The following is a 22,575-nucleotide window of genomic DNA, read 5'->3' as shown; positions in this document are numbered from 1 at the left end:
TTTTATAAATGCTCTACTTGGTATTTGAATTCTTTGAAATTAGATATTGCTTCGGCTAAATGAGTTCTGTGGCATTGGCAGTTGTCAGCTTCAAAACAGGTAAGAGCTATTCTTTTATACTGTTTCAATAAATCAATAATCTCTTTTTGATTGCTAGTTGTTTTAGAAAGATTGGTAGATATATATTCTTTGAATAATTTATCATAATCGGCTTGAGTGTTTAGTTTTTGACGTTTATCAGAGTTAATTCCAACTTCTGGTATATGTATGTAATTTATACCTACACCTTCGCATGCATTTCTTAATTGGTTTTTACTAAAGCCGTATTTCATGCTTAAAGCATTTTTACGAACATCACATAAAAGTTTAATGTTGTTTTTTATAAGTTTATTTAAATAATGCTCAAGTGATATGCCTTCATAGCCAATTGTAAATAAAGTAATATTATTCTCAAATGATCTAAAATTATCAAGGTTTTTTAAATTATCAGAATTTAGATACTTATGAGCAATAGTACTGTTAATAGCATAATATGGATATCTCTTATAAGTTAAGTCAATCAAATCATCATTTGTTTTATTTTTATAAATAATGGCAAAATCAGAAATAATCTTTTTATCTTCTTTATCTAATTGTGATAGATAGTTTGTTTCATCTAATTTTGTCCAAGATTTGGATGATTCAGAAACAATACCATACTTTTTTAAAGTATTTAGATCAGCATTTGCTTGAAAAGAAAAACAACCGAATTTATATGGAACAAAATCATATGTTTTCTTTTTAGTTTTATATCGACTATGAAGAAATAATAATTTTTGAATTTGAATTTTATCAAGTTCATTATTAAATACTTGTAAAAGTGATAGTGCTACTTTTCTTCTATAATACATCCATTAAATATATGAAATTCTTAACTAATCTGCAATCCATTCTTAACTCCATCACTTGTGCTGAGCGCAGTCGAAGTATCAGGATTCACAAAAACCAACTTTCCAGTTTCGTCTTCCGTCATTAAAATCATACCTTGACTCTCAACTCCTCGTAAAGCTCTGGGTGCTAAATTTACTAAAACAGTAACACGTTTACCTATGACGTCTTCTGGTGAAAAGCTTTCGGCAATACCAGAAACAATGGTTCTTGTGTCAATGCCAGTATCTACTTTTAAGACTAAAAGTTTTTTGGTTTTTGGCATTTTTTCTGCTTCGATAATAGTACCAACACGCAAATCTAATTTGGTAAAATCATCAAACGTAATTTCTTCTTTTTGAGGTTCTACTACCTTTTTTTCAGCTTCATTAGCTTTTTTGCTAGCTTCTAATTTATCGAGTTGTATTTGAATTTCAGAATCTTCAATTTTAGAGAATAATAACTCTCCTTTTCCAATTTGATGTGCTGCGGGAATTAAAATATCTTTTGTTGAAACGTCTTTCCATCCGTTACCATTCGAATTTAAAATACCTTTTAACTTGGTTGAGGTAAATGGTAAGAACGGTTCTGATAAAACAGCTAAGGCAGACGCAATTTGTAAAGCCACAAACATTACGGTTTCGGTGCGTGCTTCATCTGTTTTAAACGTTTTCCATGGCTCTTCGTCTGCCAAATACTTATTTCCTAGTCGTGCTAAGTTCATCAATTCTTGACTCGCTTCTCTAAAACGATAACGTTCAATAGAACTCGAAATCACAGCAGGATACGCTTTTACAGCTGCTAAAGTTTCTTCGTCAATAGTAGAATAGTCCGATGGTGCCGGAATAATGCCGTCGTAATATTTATTCGTTAAAACCACCACACGATTGATAAAGTTTCCGAAGATAGCCACCAATTCATTATTGTTTCTAGCTTGAAAATCTTTCCACGTAAAATCGTTATCCTTAGATTCTGGGGCATTTGCCGTTAAAGCGTAACGCAACACATCTTGTTGATTAGGGAAATCGATTAAATAATCTGGTAACCAAACCGCCCAGTTTTTAGAGGTTGATAATTTCTGACCTTCTAAATTTAAAAATTCGTTAGCTGGTACATTATCTGGTAAAATATAAGAGCCTTCAGCTTTTAGCATGGCAGGGAAAATAATACAGTGAAATACAATATTATCCTTTCCTATAAAGTGTACCAATTTGGTGTCTTCGTCTTTCCAATAATCTTCCCAGTTTTTACCTTCGCGTGCTGCCCATTCTTTGGTTGCAGATATGTAACCAATAGGAGCATCAAACCAAACGTAAAGCACTTTGCCTTCGCCACCTTCAACAGGTACAGGAATTCCCCAATCTAAATCTCTGGTTACGGCACGTGGACGTAAGCCATCGTCAATCCAAGATTTTACTTGACCGTAAACATTAGGTTTCCAATCTTTTTTATGACCTTTTAAAATCCATTCACGTAGAAAATCTTCGTGTTTATTTAAAGGTAAAAACCAGTGTTTGGTTTCTTTTAAGCTTGGTACATTGCCTGTAATTGCTGATTTAGGATTAATTAAATCTGTGGCATTTAAACTCGATCCACAGCTTTCGCACTGATCTCCATAAGCTTCTTCGTTGCCACATTTAGGACAGGTTCCTGTAACAAAACGATCTGCTAAAAACTGATTTGCTTCTGCATCGTACAATTGTTCAGTCACTTCTTCTACAAATTCGTTTTTGTCATAAAGGGTTTTGAAAAACTCTTGAGCCGTATCGTGATGAATTTTAGCTGTCGTACGCGAGTAGTTATCGAAAGTAATACCAAAGTCAATAAAAGATTGCTTGATAATCGCATGATATTTATCCACAATATCTTGGGGAGTGACTCCTTCTTTTTTTGCTTTGATGGTAATTGGCACACCGTGCTCATCACTTCCGCAAATAAAAGCAACATCATTGCCAGTTAATCTTAAGTATCTAGAATAAATATCTGCAGGCACATAAACACCAGCTAAATGTCCAATATGAATTGGGCCGTTTGTATATGGTAATGCTGCTGTTATGGTATATCTTTTCGACATGGCTTTCATTTTTTTGAAGCTACAAAAGTACGCAATATATAAGGGATTTAGAAAAAAAATGTACTTTTACCAAAAGTAGTTTTTATGAATTTAAGACCCCATTTTGTATATCTATTTTTTGTGATCCTAATAGTTGCAAATCGTAATGCCCTTGCTCAAAACAAAACTAATAAACCAACGGAAATGACTTCACAATTAATACAACCACCCTATTTAAAAGCAGGTGATACTGTGGCTATTGTTGCACCTTCAGGGATTTTAAAAAGTAGAGTAGGCGAAGTGCAAGATGCTGTAAAACTTCTAGAAAGTTGGGGATTGCATGCCATTGTTGGGGACCATGTTTTTAACCAGTTCAATCATTTTGCTGGTACAGATGCCGAGCGTTGCGAAGATTTGCAAAACGCTATGGACGATCCTAAAATTAGCGCGATTTGGTGTGCGCGAGGTGGTTACGGAACGGTTAGGATTTTGGATAAATTGAATTATACTAAATTTAAGAAAAATCCGAAATGGATTATTGGTTATAGTGATATCACAGCATTGCACAATCAGGTTCATAATGAAGGATTTCAGTCCTTACACGCTATAATGTGTGTGAGTTTAACCAAAGATTTGAATGCTATAAAGGAATCCGTTGAAACGTTTAAATCGGCTATTTTCGGAAATCCTGAAAACTATACTTTAAAAGGCTCAAACTATAATAGAGTCGGAGAAACATCAGGAGAATTAGTCGGAGGAAATCTAACGATGTTACATACCATGTTGGGTTCTAAAGAGAGCATAGATACCTCTGGAAAAATTCTGTTTATTGAGGAAATTGGTGAGTACAAATACCACATTGACCGTATGTTACAAAGTATGAAGCGCGCTGGTTATTTTGATAATTTGAATGGACTTGTGGTTGGTGATATGTCTAGAATGCGAAAGAATACGACACTTTGGGGAACTTCGGTAGAGCAATTGATTCTTGATGCTTTAGAAGACTACGATTTTCCAATTACATTCAATATGCCTGCAGGACACGAAAAAGACAATCGAGCTTTGGTTTTGGGACGAACTCTAGAGTTGAAAGTTGGTAAAGAACAATCGACTTTAAAATTCTCAGAATAATTGTTTTTGAAACTTGAAAAACAAAATGGCTCCTAAAAAGTAAAGTCCAACGTCAATTATATCACTAGTATAACGTGTGTTTATTTGAGGCATTAGCCATTCAAAATAAATTAAAAAATAGAGCGTTAGTGCTAAAACCACACTAATAGGTACGTAAAGTGCTTCGGTTTTCTTTAGGATTCTTAAAATGGCTAAGCATGTACCTAAAACAATTGGCATACATAAAAAGTCATTGATGTAAAAATACATCCAATTAGGAAGCGGTACTTCAAAACGGTTTGCGATGTATAATGCAGAAGCGACTAATACACTGATATAGAAAATAGGGTGCTTTAGAATGCTCATGCAGCAATAGCAGTTATTAGCCAGGCAATAAACATCCCGATGGCTATAAATCCCATCCAAATAGAGTGAATAACTTTAACAAAAACACGCACTATTAAAAACCGGTGATCTTTATGCTTTTCATAAAACGATGGAGATGCTTCTTTTTGAATACGCTCGCGTTCACGACGCTCTTTTTCATCTTGAGCAAACGTTAGTTCTCGTCTTTTTTTATAAGATAGAAGCGTGTTGCAATTGGTGCAATAGTCTTGATTTGTATTGTAGAGACCACAATTTGGGCATTTAATATGACTAGCCATTTCGCATGTTTTAAAGCGTTACAAAGATATGGCTAATTGTAAGATTTTATGTGCTTCAAACAAAGATGCTTTGACTCAGATTGACTAAACATCCTTTATGATACTGCAATTTTTGTATATTGAAGCGAACTCTAAAGTATGCCTAATTTTTTTGACAGAAAACAGAGAACTGAAGACTGAAAAATGGCACAACACAACGAACTCGGTAAATTAGGTGAGCAACTCGCAGCAGAATTGCTTATAAAAAAAGGCTATGAAATCATTGTTCGTAATTACGTGTTTCAAAAAGCCGAAATTGATATTATCGCCAAGCACAATGATTTTATGATTTGTGTGGAAGTGAAAACGCGAAATTCTGAATTTTTCGGTGATCCACAAGAGTTCGTCACACCTAGTAAAATTAAATTACTAGTGAAAGCTATGGATGCTTTTGTAATTGAAAATGATATCGATTTAGAAACCCGTTTTGATATTGTTGCTGTTTTAAAGAATAAAACAACAGAGCAACTCATTCATTATGAAAATGCTTTTTATCATTTTTAAGACTCACGAAAGTGGATATCTCATCAGCTTAAAAAACTATACATTAAAAGTGTCAAGTGATTACAAAAGAGGTTCCTGCGTTCGCAGGAATGTGTTACCTATAAAAATTCATCTCATCAATAAATTGCCACACATGTTCTGGCAAGATCGGACGCACATTTTTTCCGTCTTTAATTTCATTTCTAATAAACGTTGAAGAGAGCTCCATAATGGGGGCGTCAACTTTTGTGATTTTAGAATGATTATTAAATTGCGTGTCTATTTTGCCTTCAGATATTCTAGGGTAAACGTAAATACTATGATTTTCGAGAATGAGTTCATAGTTTTTCCATTTATGAAGACTTTTTAAATTGTCCTCTCCCATAATTAAGGCAAACTCATAATTCGGATATTTTTCAAAAAGATACGTGAGCGTATCAATAGTGTAATTCGGTTGTTTTAGTCCAAATTCAATATCGCTTGGTCTCAGTTTGTCGTAATCCTTTGTCGCCAAATGAACCATTTCTAAACGGTGGTAATTGTCTAGTAAGCTGCTTTTCTTTTTAAAAGGACTTAATGGGGTAACTACAAACCAAACTTGGTCTAAATCACTATGCTCAGCTAAATGATTGGCAATGGTTAAATGACCAACATGAATGGGATTAAACGTACCAAAATATAGACCGACCTTCATATTACTTCGCTATAAATTCTGAAACCAATTTGTAAGCATCCTTTAAAGCTTTGTCTAAATCAGAATTAACAACAATTTCATCAAAAAGTGGAGCCGTAGCCAATTCTGCTGGTGCTTTTGCCACACGCATACTTATTTTTTCTGGACTTTCTTCACCGCGATCTTTTAGTCGTCTTACCAACTCATTCAAATCTGGTGGTTTTACAAAAATAGCGATAGTCTGTTCTGGGAACTTTCTTTTAATACGTAAGCCACCTGATACATCAATATCAAAAATAACATGCTTGCCTTTTGCCCAAATACGTTCAATTTCAGTTTTTAGCGTCCCATAAAAATTGTCTCTATAGACTTCTTCCCATTCTAAAAACTCATCGTTTTTAATTCGGTTTTTAAATTCTTTAAGCGATAGGTAATAGTAATCTCGCCCATTAACCTCATTACCACGTTTGTCGCGCGATGTCGCAGAGATAGAAAATTCTAGATTGAGTTCTTGCTGTTTTAATAGGTGGCGAACTATGGTTGTTTTTCCAGAACCAGATGGTGCTGAAAAGACAATGAGCTTGCCTTGTACTTCGTTTTTAATTTCTGACAAAATAACTTGTTTTACTTTTTACTGTATACCGCGACCGAGAACGTCAACTAATTTAGAGCACGTTTAATAATTGTTCCTTAATTTTTTCAAGTTCATCCTTCATCTGAACTACTAATTTTTGCATTGGTGCATAATTAGATTTTGAGCCAATAGTATTGATCTCTCTTCCGATTTCCTGAGAAATAAAACCTAATTTCTTTCCGTTAGAATCTTCAGAATCTAAAGCTTTAGTAAAATAATCTAAATGATTTTCTAATCTTACTTTTTCTTCTGTAATATCAAATTTCTCTATGTAATAAACCAATTCTTGTTCAAAACGGTTTTCATCTACTTTTTCTTTAATATCAGAAATGCCTTTTTCTAAACGCGCTCTTACGCCATCAATACGTTCAGGATCCATCGTAATAACTTCGTTTAATAGACGTCTTAATGTGCTAATTCTATCTTCAAAATCTTGCTTTAGTGTCGCTCCTTCATCTTCTCTATAAATAACAATGTTTGCTATGGCTTTATCTATTTCTTCACTAATTAAAGACCATTCTTCTTCATCGATATCATCGCGTTCTGTAGTTATAGCATCTGGCATACGAATCGCCATTTTTAATAACTCAATAGCATCACCATCTACAACCTCCTTAAGTTGTTTAATGTATTCGTTAACTACTGTTTTGTTAATCTTAGTGCTGGTATCTTCACCTGTAATTTCTACATATAATGAGAAATCCACTTTTCCTCTAACAAGGTTTTTAGCAATAAGTTTTCTTATGTCTAATTCCTTTGCTCTATACATAGAAGGCATACGAGCGTTGAGGTCTAAGCTTTTGCTATTTAAAGATTTTAATTCTATAGATATTTTTTTAGTTGGGAGCTGTAGTACAGATTTCCCATAACCTGTCATGGATTGTATCATTAAAACTTTGCATTTAAAGTTGCGCAAAGGTACAAAAATCAATGGTTTTTAAATAGTTTAGAAAGCGCCCAATTCTCTCATTAGACTTTTATAACTTTGCAAACCTAAATTGAAGGTAAACTTATGTACAAAAAACAATTTGAAATTCGTTGGAGTGATGTGGATGCTAATGGTCATTTAGCTAATTCTGCGTATACCAATTTTATGAGTCATGCACGTATGGCATTCTTTACTGAGAAGGGATTTACAATGCCAGAAATTATGAAATTCAATGTAGGGCCTGTTGTGTTTTATGAACATATGTACTATTTTAAGGAATCATTTTTAGGAACTCCAATTACGGTAACTATTGAAGTGTCTGGCTTAAGTGAAGATGGTATGTTGTTTATGTTTGAACATAATTTTTACAACCATAAAGGTGAAAATTTAGCGTATTGCGAAATGCAAGGAGGTTGGATAGATCTTAAAGCAAGAAAACTAACAGGTTTACCAGAACCATTATTAGAATTGGCTCATAAATTTCCGAAGTCTGAAAGTTTTAAGGTTTTGACAAAAGAGGATACGCGTAAGCATGGAGTACGACCAAAGCCAATGAAGCTATAGATTTACTTAAAAACCGAGTGCTGCTTAAAGGATTTTATCTGCACATTTTTTATGAATGGCTTTAAAATCTGATTTGGTAAATACCGTTTGTGCTTGCAATAACAAGTTAATGCTTCTGGTTTTGCACCTAATGTACTTTTTATTTCAGAAGCAGTTCTACCTAAGTTAATCTGTGTTGATTTTGTAGCTATCCCGAGTCTTACGTAATCGTTTAGTATTCTCGGATAGATGCCAAATTCTTTATTTTGAGAATAATCGATACCAATGAAATGCGCATCGAGATGTGTGTCGTTTTGCATGGCAGATAAAAAACCGACTAATTTATCTTCGAGAAAATAGCCCTTTACTATAAATAAATCTTTAAAAGTTCTTTTAAGATGAATATAAGTATCGAGGTTTAATATTTGGGCATTAAAATCAGCATTATCAATCGTATTTTGATATAATTCTTGAAGTGCTTCTTTATGAATTTCTATATCGTCTTCAGAAAATAATTTAGCATTTAAAGGAGCACTTTTAGCATCTGCTCTATTTGCTTTTACACGATATTTAGATTTTAAAGCCGTTGTATAGTCTTCAAAGGAATGCCATTCTGGTTTTAGCGTAATAATCATATTAGGCTCAACTTGCATGGCTGCGTAATCGTAAGATTCTAAATGATTGGTAATAGGAAGGGATTCGTTTTTAAAATCTTTTATAAAAATAGCACTTAGTTTTTTTGTAGATTTTGATAATTGTTTTACACCTTCTGCAATGGCTTTAAACGTGTCGACTTTATCTTCACCATCTTTCAGAAAGGTACCATATTCTCCACTTAAAAATACATTTCCACAGAACAACACACAAATATGATTGTTGCAGAACATGTTGTTAACCCAATGTCTTATTTTATCGGACATTTTAATGTTCTTTGTAATGGTTTCAACACCAATGGTTACAATCTGTGTATTGGCAAAAGCAACAGCTTCCTGGTCTTTAAGGATGAAAATATAATTGAATTCTATGTCTGTATTGGCAAGTTCAAAAGCTTTTAAGAATTCGGGTGAATAATAAATATTTGTACAGCAATTAACACTATCCCAATAAGGTTGAGGAATAGTATCAATGCTTTTAAAAACTTTAGATGTTAGAGGCAAATTAAATGGCGTTTTTAGGTTTTTTAGATACAAGAAATACTCCTAAAAATATGAGTAACATGGCTCCGATTTTTACGGAGTCTATAAAATCTGCACCTATTGAAATAGCAAAAAGTCCAGCAACTACAGGTTGAAGATAAATAAATATACCTACAGTAGATGCTTTTAATTTGTTTAATGCTAATGGATTAAATAAATACGTTCCGAAAGTCGCGCCGACAACAACAAATACAACAGACCAAATGGCATTAGGTGTAAACGTGTGCCACTCTACAGCTTTTAAATCATTATAACCAAACGGAATTAACATAATAAGACCAAACAAAAACAACCATTTAATAAATGTAAATGGATGGTATTTTAATGTGAGTTTTTTAATCATTATCACATAGATGCTGTATGAAATAGCATTTAAAAACACGAGTAAATTACCTAATGGCACATTATCGCCAGCTCTTGCAGATTTACCATATATAGTTAAAACCAATGCGCCTATTAAGCCCAAAGTAACTCCAACTATTTTTAGCTTAGAAACGTTTTCCTTTAAAATTATAGCAGACAAAATTAAAATGATAATAGGTACTGTAATGGTAATGGCTGAAGCATGGATTGGAGAGGTGTATTCTAAGCCTTTAAAAAAGAAAAGCATATTAATCATGACTCCAAAAATGGCGGCTACAAAGAGTTTTAGATAGTCTTTTTTGTCAATTTTTTGCTTTGGTAAAAAGAGACTCATAATCCAAAACAACACCGTAGCACCGGCAACTCTTATTAGAACAAATCCAAAGGGTTTAATGAAATTTTCATTCATTACTGTTTTTGCAATAGTGAAATTGAGACCATATAATAGTTGTACCATGATCAATGCGAAAATGGCAAATTTTCTACTATTCATGTATAGCGAGTTTGGCAGCTTCTACTGTTTTCTTAGAATTGCCAATAAAAATAGAATCATTATATAAAATTACAGGACGTTTTAAAAACGTATAATGTTCTAAAATATAATTTTTGTAATCATCTTCAGTCAGTGATTTCTCTTTTAAACCCAATTCTCTATAAAGTCGCGCGCGCTTACTAAACAGACTTTCGTAGCTATCTGTTAGTGCTCGCATTTCTTCAATCTGTTGTGTAGTAATTGGTTCTGTCTTTATATCTTGAAGTTGAAAACCTTCAGGAAGATTAAGCTCATTTATGATACGGGTACAAGTATTACAGCTACTTAAAAAGTATATTTTGTTCATAATCAAAACGGTTTAATTTCAATATGCAAAGAAACCGTATTTCTAATGAATTTTATTACTTTTAATAAAAATATGATTTTATGGATTTTGTTTTCGACGTCGCACTTAAGAATAGAAAATTATTAAAAAGTTTTATTGAAAACCACACTTTAGAAGAGTTGAATAAAGTGCCAAAAGGGTTTCGTAATAATATCATTTGGAATATTGCACATACTATTGTTACGCAACAATTATTGGTATACAAATTATCAGGATTGCCAATGGTTGTTTCTGATGAGATGGTAGAAGCTTTTAAAAAAGGAACAAAAACGGAACGCGATTTATCGCAGTCTGAAGTAGATACCATAAAAGGCTTGTTATTTTCTACTATTGAAAAGACTAAGGAAGATTACGATACTAAAGTTTTTCAGACCTATAATCAATATACCGTGACTACAAAAAGTACACTGAGTAATGTTGAAGAAGCTATTGATTTTAATAATTTTCATGAAGGTATTCATTTAGGGTATATTTTAGCACTCCGAAAATCACTATAACTATGGACTACTATTCAATTGCTACTATTTTAATCGTTCTTTCTGCGGGCTTTGGTTATATAAACGAGAAGTTTTTAAAGTTGCCAATCACTATTGGTTTAATGGTAATTACCATAGTGTTTACGGTTGTTTTAGTCGGAATTGCTCAATTTGATGATACCTTGTTAGTGCAAGAACGAGAATTTATAGCATTGATAGATTTTGAAACGGTTCTCTTAGATATTATGCTGAGTTTCCTGTTGTTTGCAGGTGCTTTACATACCAATTTTAATCAGCTTAAAGTGCAGCGATGGCCAATAATGGCTTTTGCTACTGTAGGTGTTTTGGTATCAACATTTTTAGTTGGTATTGCGATGTTTTACGTCTTAAAGTTAATGGATTTAAATGTAGATTTTATCTACTGTTTATTGTTTGGTGCTTTAATTTCTCCAACGGATCCTATTGCTGTTTTAGGGATTTTAAAAAAAGCAGGGGCTCCAAAAAAACTAGAAACTAAAATTGTAGGAGAATCATTATTTAATGATGGAGTAGGAGTTGTAGTCTTCTTAACCATTTTTGCAATAGCAGCGAAACCTAATGCTGCTATTGAGTTGGCTGATATTGCCACCTTATTTGGACAAGAGGTTATTGGTGGTATTGTTTTAGGGCTTTTTCTAGGGTGGATTACCTACCGTTTAATGCGATCGATTGATAGCTACGAAATTGAAGTGATATTAACCCTAGCAAGCGTTATGGGAGGTACGATGTTAGCGCATAAATTTCATTTGTCGGCTCCTTTGGCTATGGTAACTGCCGGACTTATTGTTGGAAATGATACGGTTAGAAATTCTGCTATGTCTGAAACTACAGAGCTTTATGTCGATAAATTTTGGGAGCTCGTAGATGTCTTATTAAACACTATTTTGTTTGTAATGATTGGTATGGAAATGTTAGTATTAACATTAGACGGGAAATACATTTATGCCGGTCTTTTAGCGATTCCTTTAATCTTAATTTGCCGTTATATTTCGCTTTGGTTGCCCATTAAATTCTTTGAAAAACGATTGGATTTTGTGCCAAAAACAAATTTAATAATGACTTGGGGCGGCTTACGAGGTGGTATTTCTATTGCATTAGCACTTAGCCTGACAAAGGACATGCATAGAGAACTGTTTTTAGTAATAACTTACGTCGTCGTTGTGGTGTCTATTGTTGGACAAGGATTAACGGTTGGTCCAATTATAAAGCGATTAACCAAAAAAGTAGTTTAGTTCATCTTTAAATAAGACTCTGCCTCACTAAAAGGAATCATAAATTCGGTATACCCTAAATCGTAAGAAGCTACTTCATAAACATTGTAGATTAAAACTAAGCCTTCTTCACTAAAACCAATATTTTCAGGTAAATGAAAAGGTTTTCCGAAGAAGAAATTTTCAATAGTTAATTGGTCTTCGTTCTCTTCTAAAGATTTAATGAAATGAGTTTTGGCTAAGGTTGTAAAACCCGCTATGTCTGTAATAAAATCCGTGACTTCTAAAGTTTTTCCAGTTTTAGCATCAAGATTTAATAGTTTTATTTTGTCATTACCATGAGCACCACCTTTAAACTCATACGTACTAATAACTAGTGTAATAATAGCTTCAGACTGGTAAACGAGTTCTGTTTCAATATGAAGCTCCCAAGCCGGTTCATCTATTTTAGAATAATCTTTTTTAAACGTTAGATATTCTTTATTAAACGCTTTTAAAACTTCAGTTAAATTAGTTTTGCTTTCAGACGTGTTTAGGGTTGCAATAATTGCATTTTCGACGTTTGTGTTTATGCTTTTACTAAGGTCACTACTTCCTGTTGCTTTGCTATAGACTGCTGAAATTTCGGCCTCGTAAGATTCTTCGACAGAAATAGTATCAAATGTTGCGGGTTTAAATTCAGAGCTACATGAATTTAAAACAATAGCAAATATCAAAAATGGAATTATATGTTTCACAGCGTTTGGTATTAAGTTTAATAAACAATAAAGGTATTATATAGATTTGAATAGAACGAATTATCCGTTAAATTTGTTAGGGTACAAAAGCGATAATTCTGTTAATTTTTTCGTGGGTTTCGTTTAACTCCTTTTATTATGAAATTTAATACAAAAACAATACATGGTGGTCAAAAACCAGATGCTGCTTATGGTTCTGTAATGCCCCCAATTTATCAAACCTCTACTTTTGCACAATCTACACCAGGCGGACATAAAGGCTATGAATATGCACGCTCAGCGAATCCAACACGTCATGCGTTAGAGAACGCTTTTGCAAGTATCGAAAATGGAACACATGGTTTAGCATTTGCATCTGGATTAGCAGCTATAGACGGCATTCTAAAACTGTTAAAGCAAGGGGATGAGGTTATTTCTACCAACAATTTATATGGTGGAACGTATCGGTTATTCACAAAGATATATGAAGACTTTGGTATAAAATTCCATTTTATAGGCATGGAAAATGCAGCGCATATTGAAGACTATATAAATGATAAAACAAAATTAATCTGGGTAGAAACACCGACCAACCCCATGTTAAATATTATCGATATTGTAAAGACAGCCGAAATTGCAAATAAGTATAAGGTGTTATTTGCAGTAGATAATACCTTTGCGACGCCGTATTTACAACGACCATTAGATTTGGGGGCAGATATTGTAATGCACTCCGCAACTAAATATCTTGGTGGGCATAGTGATTTGGTGATGGGAGCGTTAATTGTAAAAGATAAAGAATTGGCAGATCGGTTATATTTTATTCAAAACGCAAGTGGTGCTATTTGCGGTCCTCAAGATGCATTTTTAGCTTTGAGAGGTTTAAAAACCTTACATGTTAGAATGCAGCGTCATTGCGAAAATGGTAGAGCTGTAGCTGAGTATTTAGAAAGTCACCCAAAAATAGAAAATGTGTATTGGCCAGGTTTTGAAAACCATCCTAATCATGCTATTGCAAAAGCTCAGATGAGCGATTATGGAGGTATGGTGTCTTTTACTACCAAAGGTAATAACTATGAAGAAGCTATTAAAATGGTCCAAAATCTAAAGGTTTTTACATTAGCGGAATCGCTGGGTGGTGTGGAGTCATTAGCTGGTCATCCGGCAAGTATGACGCATGCGAGTATTCCAAAAGAAGAACGCGAAAAAACAGGTGTTGTAGATTCGCTAATTAGGTTGAGTGTTGGTATTGAAGATGAAGCAGATTTAATAGCAGATTTAAAACAAGCTATAGGATGACATCGCTTAAATGCAGCATACAAAAAGACCAAATCATATGATTTGGTCTTTTTGTATAAATATGTTTTATTGATTTTAATCGAACATGAAAATGTAGCCCACATTTAACCAAGCTAACCAATCATTTGTTTTATTAGATTCTAATTGATGGTCTAAACCATCCGTTTTGTCATTAAAGAAACGTTGTATTCTTAGATCAACCATTAAATTTGAAATTGCACTAAGGTTATACCTTACACCTACACTACCAACAACAGACCAAGTAGATCCGGCTTCAACATCTATAGATCCTGGTTCCCAGCTTGGATAAAAATTATTGATATTGTTTATGTTTTGATCACCATAAGTAGTGGTTACGCTCGGACTATAAAACACGTAATGCGCGCCTAAGCTTACAAATGGTGCGAATTTATCACCTCCACGCGAAAAATTTCTTAAACTCATAGGGTAAAATTCCAATTGCGCTCCTAAATCAAAATTTTGCGCTTCTCCTGAGTGTGCTCTTAATTTATCCGCAGAAGTACTTGTTCTATCTTCATCTACCCATATACCATAATGATCAAGTCCTGTTTTGTTCCAAGAAAGTTCAGCGCGTACTTTAAAATGTTTTGTGAAAAAATTACTTCTCGAATAAGAATAGTAACCACTAAGATATTCAAAGTTCATATAGTAAACGAGACCTATACCAAAACCTATATTACCAGAATTTGTTTCAAAGTCGTATCGTTCACCAAAGTCAGATTGGTAAACTATAGGGCCAGCAATAATTCCAACCTCGTGAGAAAAGGCTTGCGAGAAACTCAATTGCATCGATAAAAGCAATAGAAATGCAACAAATATATTTTTTATTTTTTGTGTCATGTAATTTTAGAATTGATGCTTTTACCCAGCAAATATATAAAAACCCGATAAACTACCAAATAAAACCGACAAAATGCATGTTTTTTATTTTCTTCATAAAATATAATCCTTTTTATATTGAATAAAAACATTTAGAATATCATAATAACAAAATTGATATATGTCTAATTATTAAAGTGATAAGGACGCCACAATATATCAAAATATTCTTACAATCGCAGGTTTAAAATAGAATATCCTATTTTTTTGACAAAAATAGATTAATATTTAGAAATGGTGAATGAATTATTTAATTTCGAGAATAAATAAATACTTATGAGAGAGAAAATTGATGCTTTTTTAGCAGAAGTACAAGCAAGAAACAGTCATGAACCAGAGTTTTTACAAGCCGTCCGAGAAGTCGCAGAATCATTAATACCTTATATAGCTCAACATAAATTGTATAGCGGTAAAAATATCCTATTAAGAATGGTCGAGCCCGAAAGGCTAATATCATTTAGAGTTAGTTGGGTTGATGATGCGGGAGAGATACAAGTTAATAGAGGTTATAGAGTTCAGATGAATTCTGCAATAGGACCTTATAAAGGAGGTTTACGTTTTCATCCGTCTGTAAATGCAAGTATTTTAAAGTTCTTAGCTTTTGAACAAGTATTTAAAAATGCCTTAACGACACTGCCGATGGGGGGAGGAAAAGGGGGTTCTGATTTTGATCCCAAAGGAAAATCGGATGATGAAATTATGCGTTTCTGTCAATCGTTTATGAGTGAATTATTTAGACATATAGGACAGTTTACCGATGTCCCTGCAGGAGATATTGGTGTTGGAGCGAGAGAAGTTGGTTTTATGTTTGGAACTTATAAAAAGTTGAAAAATGAATTTACAGGTGTTCTAACTGGTAAAGGACCTACTTGGGGTGGCTCTTTAATTAGACCAGAGTCTACAGGTTATGGTACTGTTTATTTTGCTCAGAATATGTTGAAATTAAAAAATGAAATATTAGAAGGGAAACATATTGTGATTTCTGGCTCCGGAAACGTTGCGCAATATGCTACCGAAAAGGCAATAGAGTTTGGAGCAAAGGTATTAACATTGTCTGATTCTGGTGGGTATATTATCGATGAAGACGGTATTGATACTGAGAAGTTAAATTTTATAATGCATCTTAAAAACGTAAAGCGTGGTCGTATAAGCGAATATGTAGATGAATATCCTAATGCAGAATATTTTTCGGGTGAAAGACCTTGGTCAGTAAAATGTGATATCGCTTTACCTTGTGCTACTCAAAATGAACTAAATGGAGAGGAAGCAAGGCAATTAGTTAAAAATGGCTGTATTTGTGTGGTCGAAGGTGCAAATATGCCTTCAACTCCAGAAGCGATAAGTGAATTTCAAAAGGCAAAGTTATTGTTTGCGCCAGGGAAAGCTTCAAATGCAGGTGGTGTAGCAACTTCAGGATTAGAGATGAGTCAGAATTCGCTTCGTCTAAGTTGGTCGAGAGAAGAGGTGGATACACGTTTAAAAGATATCATGGAAGCCATTCATGACTCTTGTGTTAGATACGGTAAAAATGAAGATGGCTCTATTGATTATATTAAAGGAGCTAATATTGCAGGCTTTGTGAAAATTGCAGATGCTATGTTGGCACAAGGAGTCGTATAATTAAGCTTATAAAAATAATTTTAGCTTCTGTTTGTTACAGGAGCTTTTTTTATGACATTATATATGATAAGCACATAATTATCGTTAGTATTAAATATATTTGAGCAAACCTTATTTTATCAATGAATACTACTGTTTTTAAAATCCTCATTTTAGTATTTGGACTTACGGCGTCGGGCTATAGTCAAGATTTTTCATCCTTGTGGCAAGGTCATTATTCTTATAACGACATTGTGGATGTAGTTAGTGGTGAGAATAAAATTTATGCAGCAGCACAAAATGCTGTTTTTAGATATGATACACAGACTAATGAACTCACTACAATTACTTCGGTAGAAGGACTTTCGGGTGAGGAAATTACGACCATATATTACAGTGAGCTTTATCAATATTTGCTTATTGGATATGAAACAGGATTAATTGAGGTCTATTCTGAAACGGAGAATTCTGTATTATCTGTGGTAGATATTTTAGATAAGGTAAATATTACTCCAGTTAATAAGCGTATTAATCACTTCTTTGAACATGAGGGGCAAATTTATATCTCAACAGATTATGGGATTTCGGTATACGATTTAGAGCGCTTAGAATTTGGTGATACTTATTTTATTGGGAATGGTGGTGCACAGATTACAGTGAAACAAGTGTCTGTTTTAAATAATGAAATCTATGTGGCCTGCATGGATAATAACGGTATAAAGAAAGCGGATTTAAACAATCCTAACTTAATAGATTATCAGCAATGGCAAAGCCTTTCAACAGGGAACTTTTATACGATGAATACGATTAATAATAAATTGTATTCTGTCGGAATTAATAGAGTGCTCTACGAAATAAACGGTACGTCTTTAAGTTCGTTATTAACTTTTCCTTTATTGCCTTTAGATTCTGATATGTCTGCGTCAAATCTTATTTATTCAACCAGAAATACCGTATATGTATATGATGAAAATATACAATTGGTAAAAAGTTTTCAGCCCTCAGCTGATTATGATTCTAATTTTACATCCGCAATTACCTTAGATGATTCTATTTATATAGGTACAGAGGCTTTTGGTGTGTTGCGTAATTCAATTGTAGCAACAGGAGATTACGTTGAAATAAAACCCAATGGTCCGTTATTAAACGAAACGTTTAGGCTAAATGCCGAGTCTGGTATCGTCTGGTCTAGTTTTGGCGGGTACACCGAGGATTTGGTTCCTGACCCAATACGAAGTAGAGGTATAAGTTATTATATAAATGAAGCATGGGAGACTATTCCTTTTGAAGATGTGTTAGGAGCAAGAAATCTGTCGCAAATTGCGATTAATCCCTTCAATCCTAGTCAAGTATTTGTGAGTTCTTTTCAAGATGGTCTTTTAGAAATAAATAATTTGGAACCTACTGTACTATATGATGACAGCAATAGTGGGTTAGAGTCATTAGTATTACCAGGTTCACCAAACTTTAGAAGTTTAAGAGTTTCTGCTACAGCTTTTGATAGAACCGGACTCTTATGGTCTATGTCATCGCTTTTATTTGAACCTCTAAAATCGTACGATCCCAATACTGGCAATTGGAGAAGTTATGATTTTTCGAGTATTATACAAGATGCTATTAGAGATGAGTTTGGTTATTTTGACCTTGCCATTGACGATACTGGTACCAAATGGATTGGCGCTTATAAAAACGGAATTTATGCTTATAATGAAACAGTAAGCGATAATCCACTTCGGAATATTAAAACTGAAGAACAAGGTTTGCCATTCCCGAGAGTGAATGCTCTTGCAGTAGATAACAGAAATCAGCTTTGGGTAGGGACTTTTACAGGACTAAGGGTACTTTATAACACTGCGGGATTTTATGACGATTTAAACCCAACTTTAAGTTCTATAATTATTTTAGAAAATGGTATTCCGAAAGAGCTTTTAGAAGGGCAGACTATTACCGATATTACAGTAGATGGTTCAAATAATAAATGGATTGGTACGGTAGATTCTGGTGTTTTTTATCTATCTCCAGATGGTCAAACTACTATTTATCATTTTACTAAGGATAATTCACCATTACCCTCAGACCGAATTAATGACATTTCAATAGATGGTAATAATGGTATTGTTTATATCGCAACAATTAAGGGATTGTTAGCATTTAAAGCCGGGGGTTCAAAAACAGAAACCACCCTAGAAGATGCCTTTGTGTATCCTAACCCTGTACGACCAGAATACAACATTCTCGGTTTTAACGATCTTAACGATATTAATAAAGGGGTAAAGATTAGTGGGCTAACAGAACGTGTGAATATAAAAATTACAGATATTGAAGGTAATTTGGTTGCAGAAGCACAGTCTAACGTTAATTTAAGATCCTCTAACTCAAATTACAACTTTGCTATTGATGGAGGAACTGCTGTTTGGAATGGGAAAAACCTTGGTAACAATGTGGTGAGAACTGGTGTGTATTTGGTGTTGATTTCCGATTTAGATTCCTTTGAGACCAAAGTGCTTAAAGTATTAATAGTTAGGTAAACATGCTTTCAAAAAATAACAGCATTGTTCTGTCTAAGTTAAAGTATAGAGACAACGACCTTATCGTAAAGTGTTATACAGAGCAACGCGGAGTGGTAAGCTATATGCTGAGAGGTGTCCTTAAATCCAAAAAAGGACTTTCTAAAACTGTTTATTTTCAAGCGTTATCGCAACTTCAAATAGAAGAAAACTACAAACCTAATCAGTCACTTCATTTTATAAAGGAGACTAAATTTAATTACATTTACAAAAGTCTTCATACCAATATCTACAAAAGTGCCATCGTGTTATTTCTATCCGAAATTCTTTCAAATGTGTTAAAGGAAGAAGAAAAGAATGAAGATTTATTTCATTTTATAACAGCAGCACTTCAGTATTTAGATAATGAAGATCAATTTTCAAACTTTCATTTATTGTTTTTGTTGAAGCTGACACGCTATTTAGGATTTCTACCAGAAAACTTAGATAATGATTACGCATTCTTTAATTTAGAGTCTGGAATTTTTGAGGCTTCTAATCATGGGATTTACTCCGTTTCGGGTGAAAATTTAACACTCCTAAAACGTTTGTTAGGCACAAGTTTTGATGCACTAAACACCATAACAATTAAGGCAAAACAAAGGCAAGAGTTTTTAAATATGCTCTTGTATTATTTTGAATTACATTTGGGAAGTTTTAAAAAACCTAAATCATTACAAGTACTTAACGACGTGTTTCGTTAGATCACTTTTTACCAAAATAAAATATAATGATTGTGAGTTCATACGTGAAGCACATTAGTGCGCATATTATTTTTATATTTCTTTTTTTGCAGCTTAGCACTGCGCAAACGATTACTGTTTTAGAAGCAGATAGCCATATGCCTATTCCTGGCGTGGCACTAGTTAATCAGAAAAAAAACAAAACTATTATTACCGATTTAAAAGGGCAAGTATCCTTATCGATCTTTAATGATTACGAAGTCATCTTTTTTAAAGATTTCTTATATGAAGAACGGCGTTTAACAAAAGCTCAAATAGCCAAAAATAAGGGTATTGTTTATCTCACGCCTAAGGTAGAAGGTTTAGATCAAATTCTAATTTCGGCGTCTAAGTTTGAACAACACAAACGCGATATTCCACAAACCATAGTGAATATCAGTGCTAAAGACATTGCGCTGTCTAATCCACAAACGAGTGCCGATTTGTTAGAGAATACCGGTAATATTTATATTCAAAAAAGTCAATTAGGTGGTGGAAGTCCTATGATTAGAGGGTTTTCTACTAATAGGCTTTTAATTGCTGTAGACGGAGTACGTATGAATAACGCTATTTTTAGAGGCGGTAATCTTCAAAACGTGATTGCCATAGATCCCTTCTCGGTGCAGCATACTGAGGTCACTCTTGGTGCAGGCTCTGTGGTTTATGGTAGTGATGCGATTGGGGGAGTGATGAGCTTTTATACTAAGAAGCCTCAATTTTCTGAAACTGATGCTTTAGATTTTAGTGCGACAGCGTTAACGCGATTCGCCTCTGCAAATACAGAAAAGACAGGTCATCTGGATTTTAATTTAGGGTATAAAAACTGGGCATTTTTAACGAGCGTGAGTTATACGGACTTTGATGATTTAAGAATGGGAAGCCATGGTCCGGATGATTATTTGCGGCCAGAATATGTATCGCAGCAAAATGGTGAAGATGTTATTGTTACCAATCCAAACCCTAAGGTACAAACCCCAACAGGTTATGATCAAATTAATGCAATGCAAAAGGTGCGTTATAAATCATCGGATAATTTAGATTTCGATTTAGGCTTGTATTATTCTAGTACCTCAGATTTTTCTAGATATGATAGGCTTATTCGCTATAGCGGAGATGAGTTACGCTCTGCGGAATGGAACTATGGACCACAACAATGGTTTATGGGGAATTTTCAGTTGACTAAATTGAGTAGTAGTTCTAATTTGTATGATAAAATTCAAACCACGTTAGCATATCAGAACTTTAAAGAAAGTCGGGAGGATCGTGATTTTCAATCTGATATACGTGCTGTAAGAGCAGAATCGGTTGATGCCGTGTCGTTTAATTTAGATTTAGAAAAAAGCGTCAATACTAAAACTAGTATTTTTTATGGTCTAGAATATCTGCATAATACCGTACATTCAACTGGGTATGATAAAAATATAGAAACCGGTGAAGATGCGGTAAGCATTACACGCTATCCAGATGGTTCTACGTGGCAGTCTATGGCGGCTTATGCGAGTTTAAAGCATAAACCGAATTCTAAGTTTGTGTTTCAGTCTGGACTTCGGTTTAATCAGGTGATTGCGAAAGCAGATTTTACGGACAATAATGTATTTTTAAATTTACCTTTTGATGATGCTGAGGTTAATACTGGTGCCTTAACAGGTACGGCTGGTATTACATGGTCTCCAAGCGATTTAATTCAATGGAAGCTTAACGCCTCTACAGCGTTTAGAGCACCAAATATTGATGACATCGGTAAGGTGTTTGATAGCGAGCCTGGTGCTGTTGTGGTACCCAATAAAGACCTAAAAGCAGAATATGCGTATAGTGGTGAGTTGGGTTTAAAGTTGAACTTTGAAAACAAAGTCATTATCGATTTAGCGACCTATTACACGTTTTTAGATAATGCTTTAATTCGACGCGATTATGAGCTTAATGGTGACACCGAAATGGTTTATAATGGTGAATTAAGTACTATTCAGGCGATACAGAATGCGTCTAAAGCTTGGATTTATGGCTTTGAAGCAGGACTAGAAATTAACTTCACCAAACAATTAAAACTGCGTTCTCAGTACAATGTTATCGGAGGTACAGAAGATAATAATGGAGTAGAAGAACCCGTACGGCATGTGGCACCCAGTTTTGGTCGTACCCATTTGAGTTGGAAGAAAAATAAATGGTTATTGGATGCTTTTGTGGTTTATAATAACGAATTAGCCTTTAACCAATTATCACCTTCGGAAGCGTCGAAAGCTTATATCTATGCTTTAGATGCTAATGGAGATCCGTATGCACCCGCTTGGCATACCTTTAATCTTAGAACACAATATCAGTATAATGATCAACTTAGTCTAACGGCTAGTTTAGAAAATATAACGGACCAACGTTATAGACCGTATTCTTCGGGAATAACTGCAGCGGGTCGGAACTTTATTCTTGCCTTAAAATATACACTTTAAAAGGCGTGAGTTTGCCCTAAACATAGGGTGTTTAGGAAGTGTTACCTCATCAACGTTGGTTTTTTGGTTATCCTGAATGTCACTCAAGGTATATACGGCTTACATACGGAGTACATACGGAGGAGATACGGAGTAGCTACGGGTGAACCCTA

22 protein-coding genes are annotated in these 22,575 nt (G+C 34.1%); 10 read left to right on the top strand and 12 right to left on the bottom strand.

Going from position 1 to position 22,575, the window contains the following annotated elements; all coding sequences use genetic code 11:
• Nucleotides 1-2: 2 nt before the first annotated feature.
• Both HM984_RS09220 and metG read right to left on the bottom strand, forming a co-directional pair.
• Nucleotides 3-890, bottom strand: coding sequence for a DUF488 domain-containing protein (locus HM984_RS09220; RefSeq protein WP_179348961.1), 888 nt, complete (start codon nt 888-890; stop codon nt 3-5).
• 20 nt (nt 891-910) lie between these two features.
• Complete coding sequence (gene metG / locus HM984_RS09215; RefSeq protein ID WP_371312286.1) at nt 911-2,980, bottom strand: methionine--tRNA ligase; 2,070 nt, start codon at nt 2,978-2,980, stop codon at nt 911-913.
• Nucleotides 2,981-3,163: 183 nt separating this feature from the next.
• On the opposite strand from metG, the gene HM984_RS09210 reads away from it, so the two are divergent.
• Complete coding sequence (locus tag HM984_RS09210) at nt 3,164-4,090, top strand: S66 peptidase family protein (protein ID WP_257018477.1); 927 nt, start codon at nt 3,164-3,166, stop codon at nt 4,088-4,090.
• On the opposite strand, the gene HM984_RS09205 is transcribed toward HM984_RS09210, so the two are convergent.
• Together HM984_RS09205 and HM984_RS09200 are read right to left on the bottom strand one after the other, a co-directional pair.
• The gene (locus tag HM984_RS09205; RefSeq protein WP_179348958.1) at nt 4,082-4,435 is read right to left on the bottom strand and encodes a hypothetical protein; all 354 of its coding nucleotides are present in this window, start codon (nt 4,433-4,435) and stop codon (nt 4,082-4,084) included. The genes HM984_RS09210 and HM984_RS09205 overlap by 9 nt on opposite strands.
• A complete protein-coding gene (locus HM984_RS09200; RefSeq protein WP_179348957.1) occupies nt 4,432-4,734 on the bottom strand; it encodes a hypothetical protein in 303 nt (100 codons plus the stop codon). The genes HM984_RS09205 and HM984_RS09200 overlap by 4 nt, the downstream gene beginning before the upstream one ends.
• A gap of 183 nt (nt 4,735-4,917) precedes the next feature.
• On the opposite strand from HM984_RS09200, the gene HM984_RS09195 reads away from it, so the two are divergent.
• The gene (locus HM984_RS09195) at nt 4,918-5,277 is read left to right on the top strand and encodes a YraN family protein (RefSeq protein ID WP_179348956.1); all 360 of its coding nucleotides are present in this window, start codon (nt 4,918-4,920) and stop codon (nt 5,275-5,277) included.
• A gap of 94 nt (nt 5,278-5,371) precedes the next feature.
• Here HM984_RS09195 and nadD read toward each other — a convergent pair whose 3' ends face one another.
• From nadD to HM984_RS09180, 3 genes are read right to left on the bottom strand one after another with little or no spacing between them, the layout of a single operon-like run.
• On the bottom strand, nt 5,372-5,950 hold the full coding sequence (gene nadD / locus HM984_RS09190) for a nicotinate (nicotinamide) nucleotide adenylyltransferase (protein ID WP_179348955.1): 579 nt from the start codon (nt 5,948-5,950) through the stop codon (nt 5,372-5,374).
• 1 nt (nt 5,951) lies between these two features.
• Complete coding sequence (gene gmk / locus HM984_RS09185; RefSeq protein ID WP_115810849.1) at nt 5,952-6,542, bottom strand: guanylate kinase; 591 nt, start codon at nt 6,540-6,542, stop codon at nt 5,952-5,954.
• A 52-nt stretch (nt 6,543-6,594) separates the two neighbouring features.
• Nucleotides 6,595-7,452, bottom strand: a complete 858-nt coding sequence (locus HM984_RS09180) for a YicC/YloC family endoribonuclease (RefSeq protein WP_179348954.1) — start codon at nt 7,450-7,452, stop codon at nt 6,595-6,597.
• A 123-nt stretch (nt 7,453-7,575) separates the two neighbouring features.
• Here HM984_RS09180 and HM984_RS09175 point away from each other — a divergent pair, with 123 nt between their 5' ends.
• Nucleotides 7,576-8,055 (top strand): acyl-CoA thioesterase, encoded by a 480-nt coding sequence (locus HM984_RS09175; protein WP_115810847.1) that lies wholly within the window; start codon nt 7,576-7,578, stop codon nt 8,053-8,055.
• 2 nt (nt 8,056-8,057) lie between these two features.
• Here HM984_RS09175 and HM984_RS09170 read toward each other — a convergent pair whose 3' ends face one another.
• Genes HM984_RS09170 through HM984_RS09160 form a run of 3 tightly spaced genes read right to left on the bottom strand, consistent with a single transcriptional unit; the run spans nt 8,058 to nt 10,432 of the window.
• Nucleotides 8,058-9,191, bottom strand: a complete 1,134-nt coding sequence (locus HM984_RS09170) for a peptidogalycan biosysnthesis protein (RefSeq protein ID WP_179348953.1) — start codon at nt 9,189-9,191, stop codon at nt 8,058-8,060.
• A 1-nt stretch (nt 9,192) separates the two neighbouring features.
• A complete protein-coding gene (locus HM984_RS09165) occupies nt 9,193-10,086 on the bottom strand; it encodes a DMT family transporter (protein ID WP_040757302.1) in 894 nt (297 codons plus the stop codon).
• Nucleotides 10,079-10,432, bottom strand: coding sequence for an arsenate reductase family protein (locus tag HM984_RS09160; protein WP_179348952.1), 354 nt, complete (start codon nt 10,430-10,432; stop codon nt 10,079-10,081). Before HM984_RS09160 ends, HM984_RS09165 begins: the two co-directional genes overlap by 8 nt.
• A gap of 80 nt (nt 10,433-10,512) precedes the next feature.
• Between HM984_RS09160 and HM984_RS09155 the strand changes: the two genes are divergently transcribed.
• Together HM984_RS09155 and HM984_RS09150 are read left to right on the top strand one after the other, a co-directional pair.
• On the top strand, nt 10,513-10,968 hold the full coding sequence (locus HM984_RS09155; protein WP_115810841.1) for a DinB family protein: 456 nt from the start codon (nt 10,513-10,515) through the stop codon (nt 10,966-10,968).
• A 2-nt stretch (nt 10,969-10,970) separates the two neighbouring features.
• Nucleotides 10,971-12,218: a cation:proton antiporter gene (locus tag HM984_RS09150; RefSeq protein WP_179348951.1), complete on the top strand. Its 1,248-nt coding sequence runs from the start codon at nt 10,971-10,973 to the stop codon at nt 12,216-12,218.
• Here HM984_RS09150 and HM984_RS09145 read toward each other — a convergent pair.
• Nucleotides 12,215-12,934, bottom strand: coding sequence for a DUF3298 and DUF4163 domain-containing protein (locus HM984_RS09145; protein WP_179348950.1), 720 nt, complete (start codon nt 12,932-12,934; stop codon nt 12,215-12,217). The genes HM984_RS09150 and HM984_RS09145 overlap by 4 nt on opposite strands.
• Nucleotides 12,935-13,072: 138 nt before the next feature.
• Here HM984_RS09145 and HM984_RS09140 point away from each other — a divergent pair, with 138 nt between their 5' ends.
• Complete coding sequence (locus HM984_RS09140; protein WP_179348949.1) at nt 13,073-14,212, top strand: cystathionine gamma-synthase; 1,140 nt, start codon at nt 13,073-13,075, stop codon at nt 14,210-14,212.
• Between the two features lie 75 nt (nt 14,213-14,287).
• On the opposite strand, the gene HM984_RS09135 is transcribed toward HM984_RS09140, so the two are convergent.
• The gene (locus HM984_RS09135) at nt 14,288-15,073 is read right to left on the bottom strand and encodes a THC0290_0291 family protein (protein WP_115810830.1); all 786 of its coding nucleotides are present in this window, start codon (nt 15,071-15,073) and stop codon (nt 14,288-14,290) included.
• Between the two features lie 315 nt (nt 15,074-15,388).
• Here HM984_RS09135 and gdhA point away from each other — a divergent pair, with 315 nt between their 5' ends.
• From gdhA to HM984_RS09115, 4 genes are all read left to right on the top strand, one after another.
• The gene (gene gdhA, locus HM984_RS09130) at nt 15,389-16,732 is read left to right on the top strand and encodes an NADP-specific glutamate dehydrogenase (RefSeq protein ID WP_179348948.1); all 1,344 of its coding nucleotides are present in this window, start codon (nt 15,389-15,391) and stop codon (nt 16,730-16,732) included.
• A 122-nt stretch (nt 16,733-16,854) separates the two neighbouring features.
• On the top strand, nt 16,855-19,239 hold the full coding sequence (gene porZ, locus HM984_RS09125; RefSeq protein ID WP_179348947.1) for a type IX secretion system anionic LPS delivery protein PorZ: 2,385 nt from the start codon (nt 16,855-16,857) through the stop codon (nt 19,237-19,239).
• A 2-nt stretch (nt 19,240-19,241) separates the two neighbouring features.
• The gene (gene recO, locus HM984_RS09120; RefSeq protein ID WP_179348946.1) at nt 19,242-19,961 is read left to right on the top strand and encodes a DNA repair protein RecO; all 720 of its coding nucleotides are present in this window, start codon (nt 19,242-19,244) and stop codon (nt 19,959-19,961) included.
• A gap of 26 nt (nt 19,962-19,987) precedes the next feature.
• Nucleotides 19,988-22,423, top strand: a complete 2,436-nt coding sequence (locus HM984_RS09115) for a TonB-dependent receptor plug domain-containing protein (protein WP_179348945.1) — start codon at nt 19,988-19,990, stop codon at nt 22,421-22,423.
• Nucleotides 22,424-22,575: the final 152 nt, after the last annotated feature.

The organism is Winogradskyella pacifica (assembly GCF_013403915.1).
GTDB lineage: Bacteria > Bacteroidota > Bacteroidia > Flavobacteriales > Flavobacteriaceae > Winogradskyella > Winogradskyella pacifica.
The sequence above is the reverse complement of the archived record's forward strand: the minus strand, read 5'-3'. Positions and strand labels throughout refer to the sequence as shown.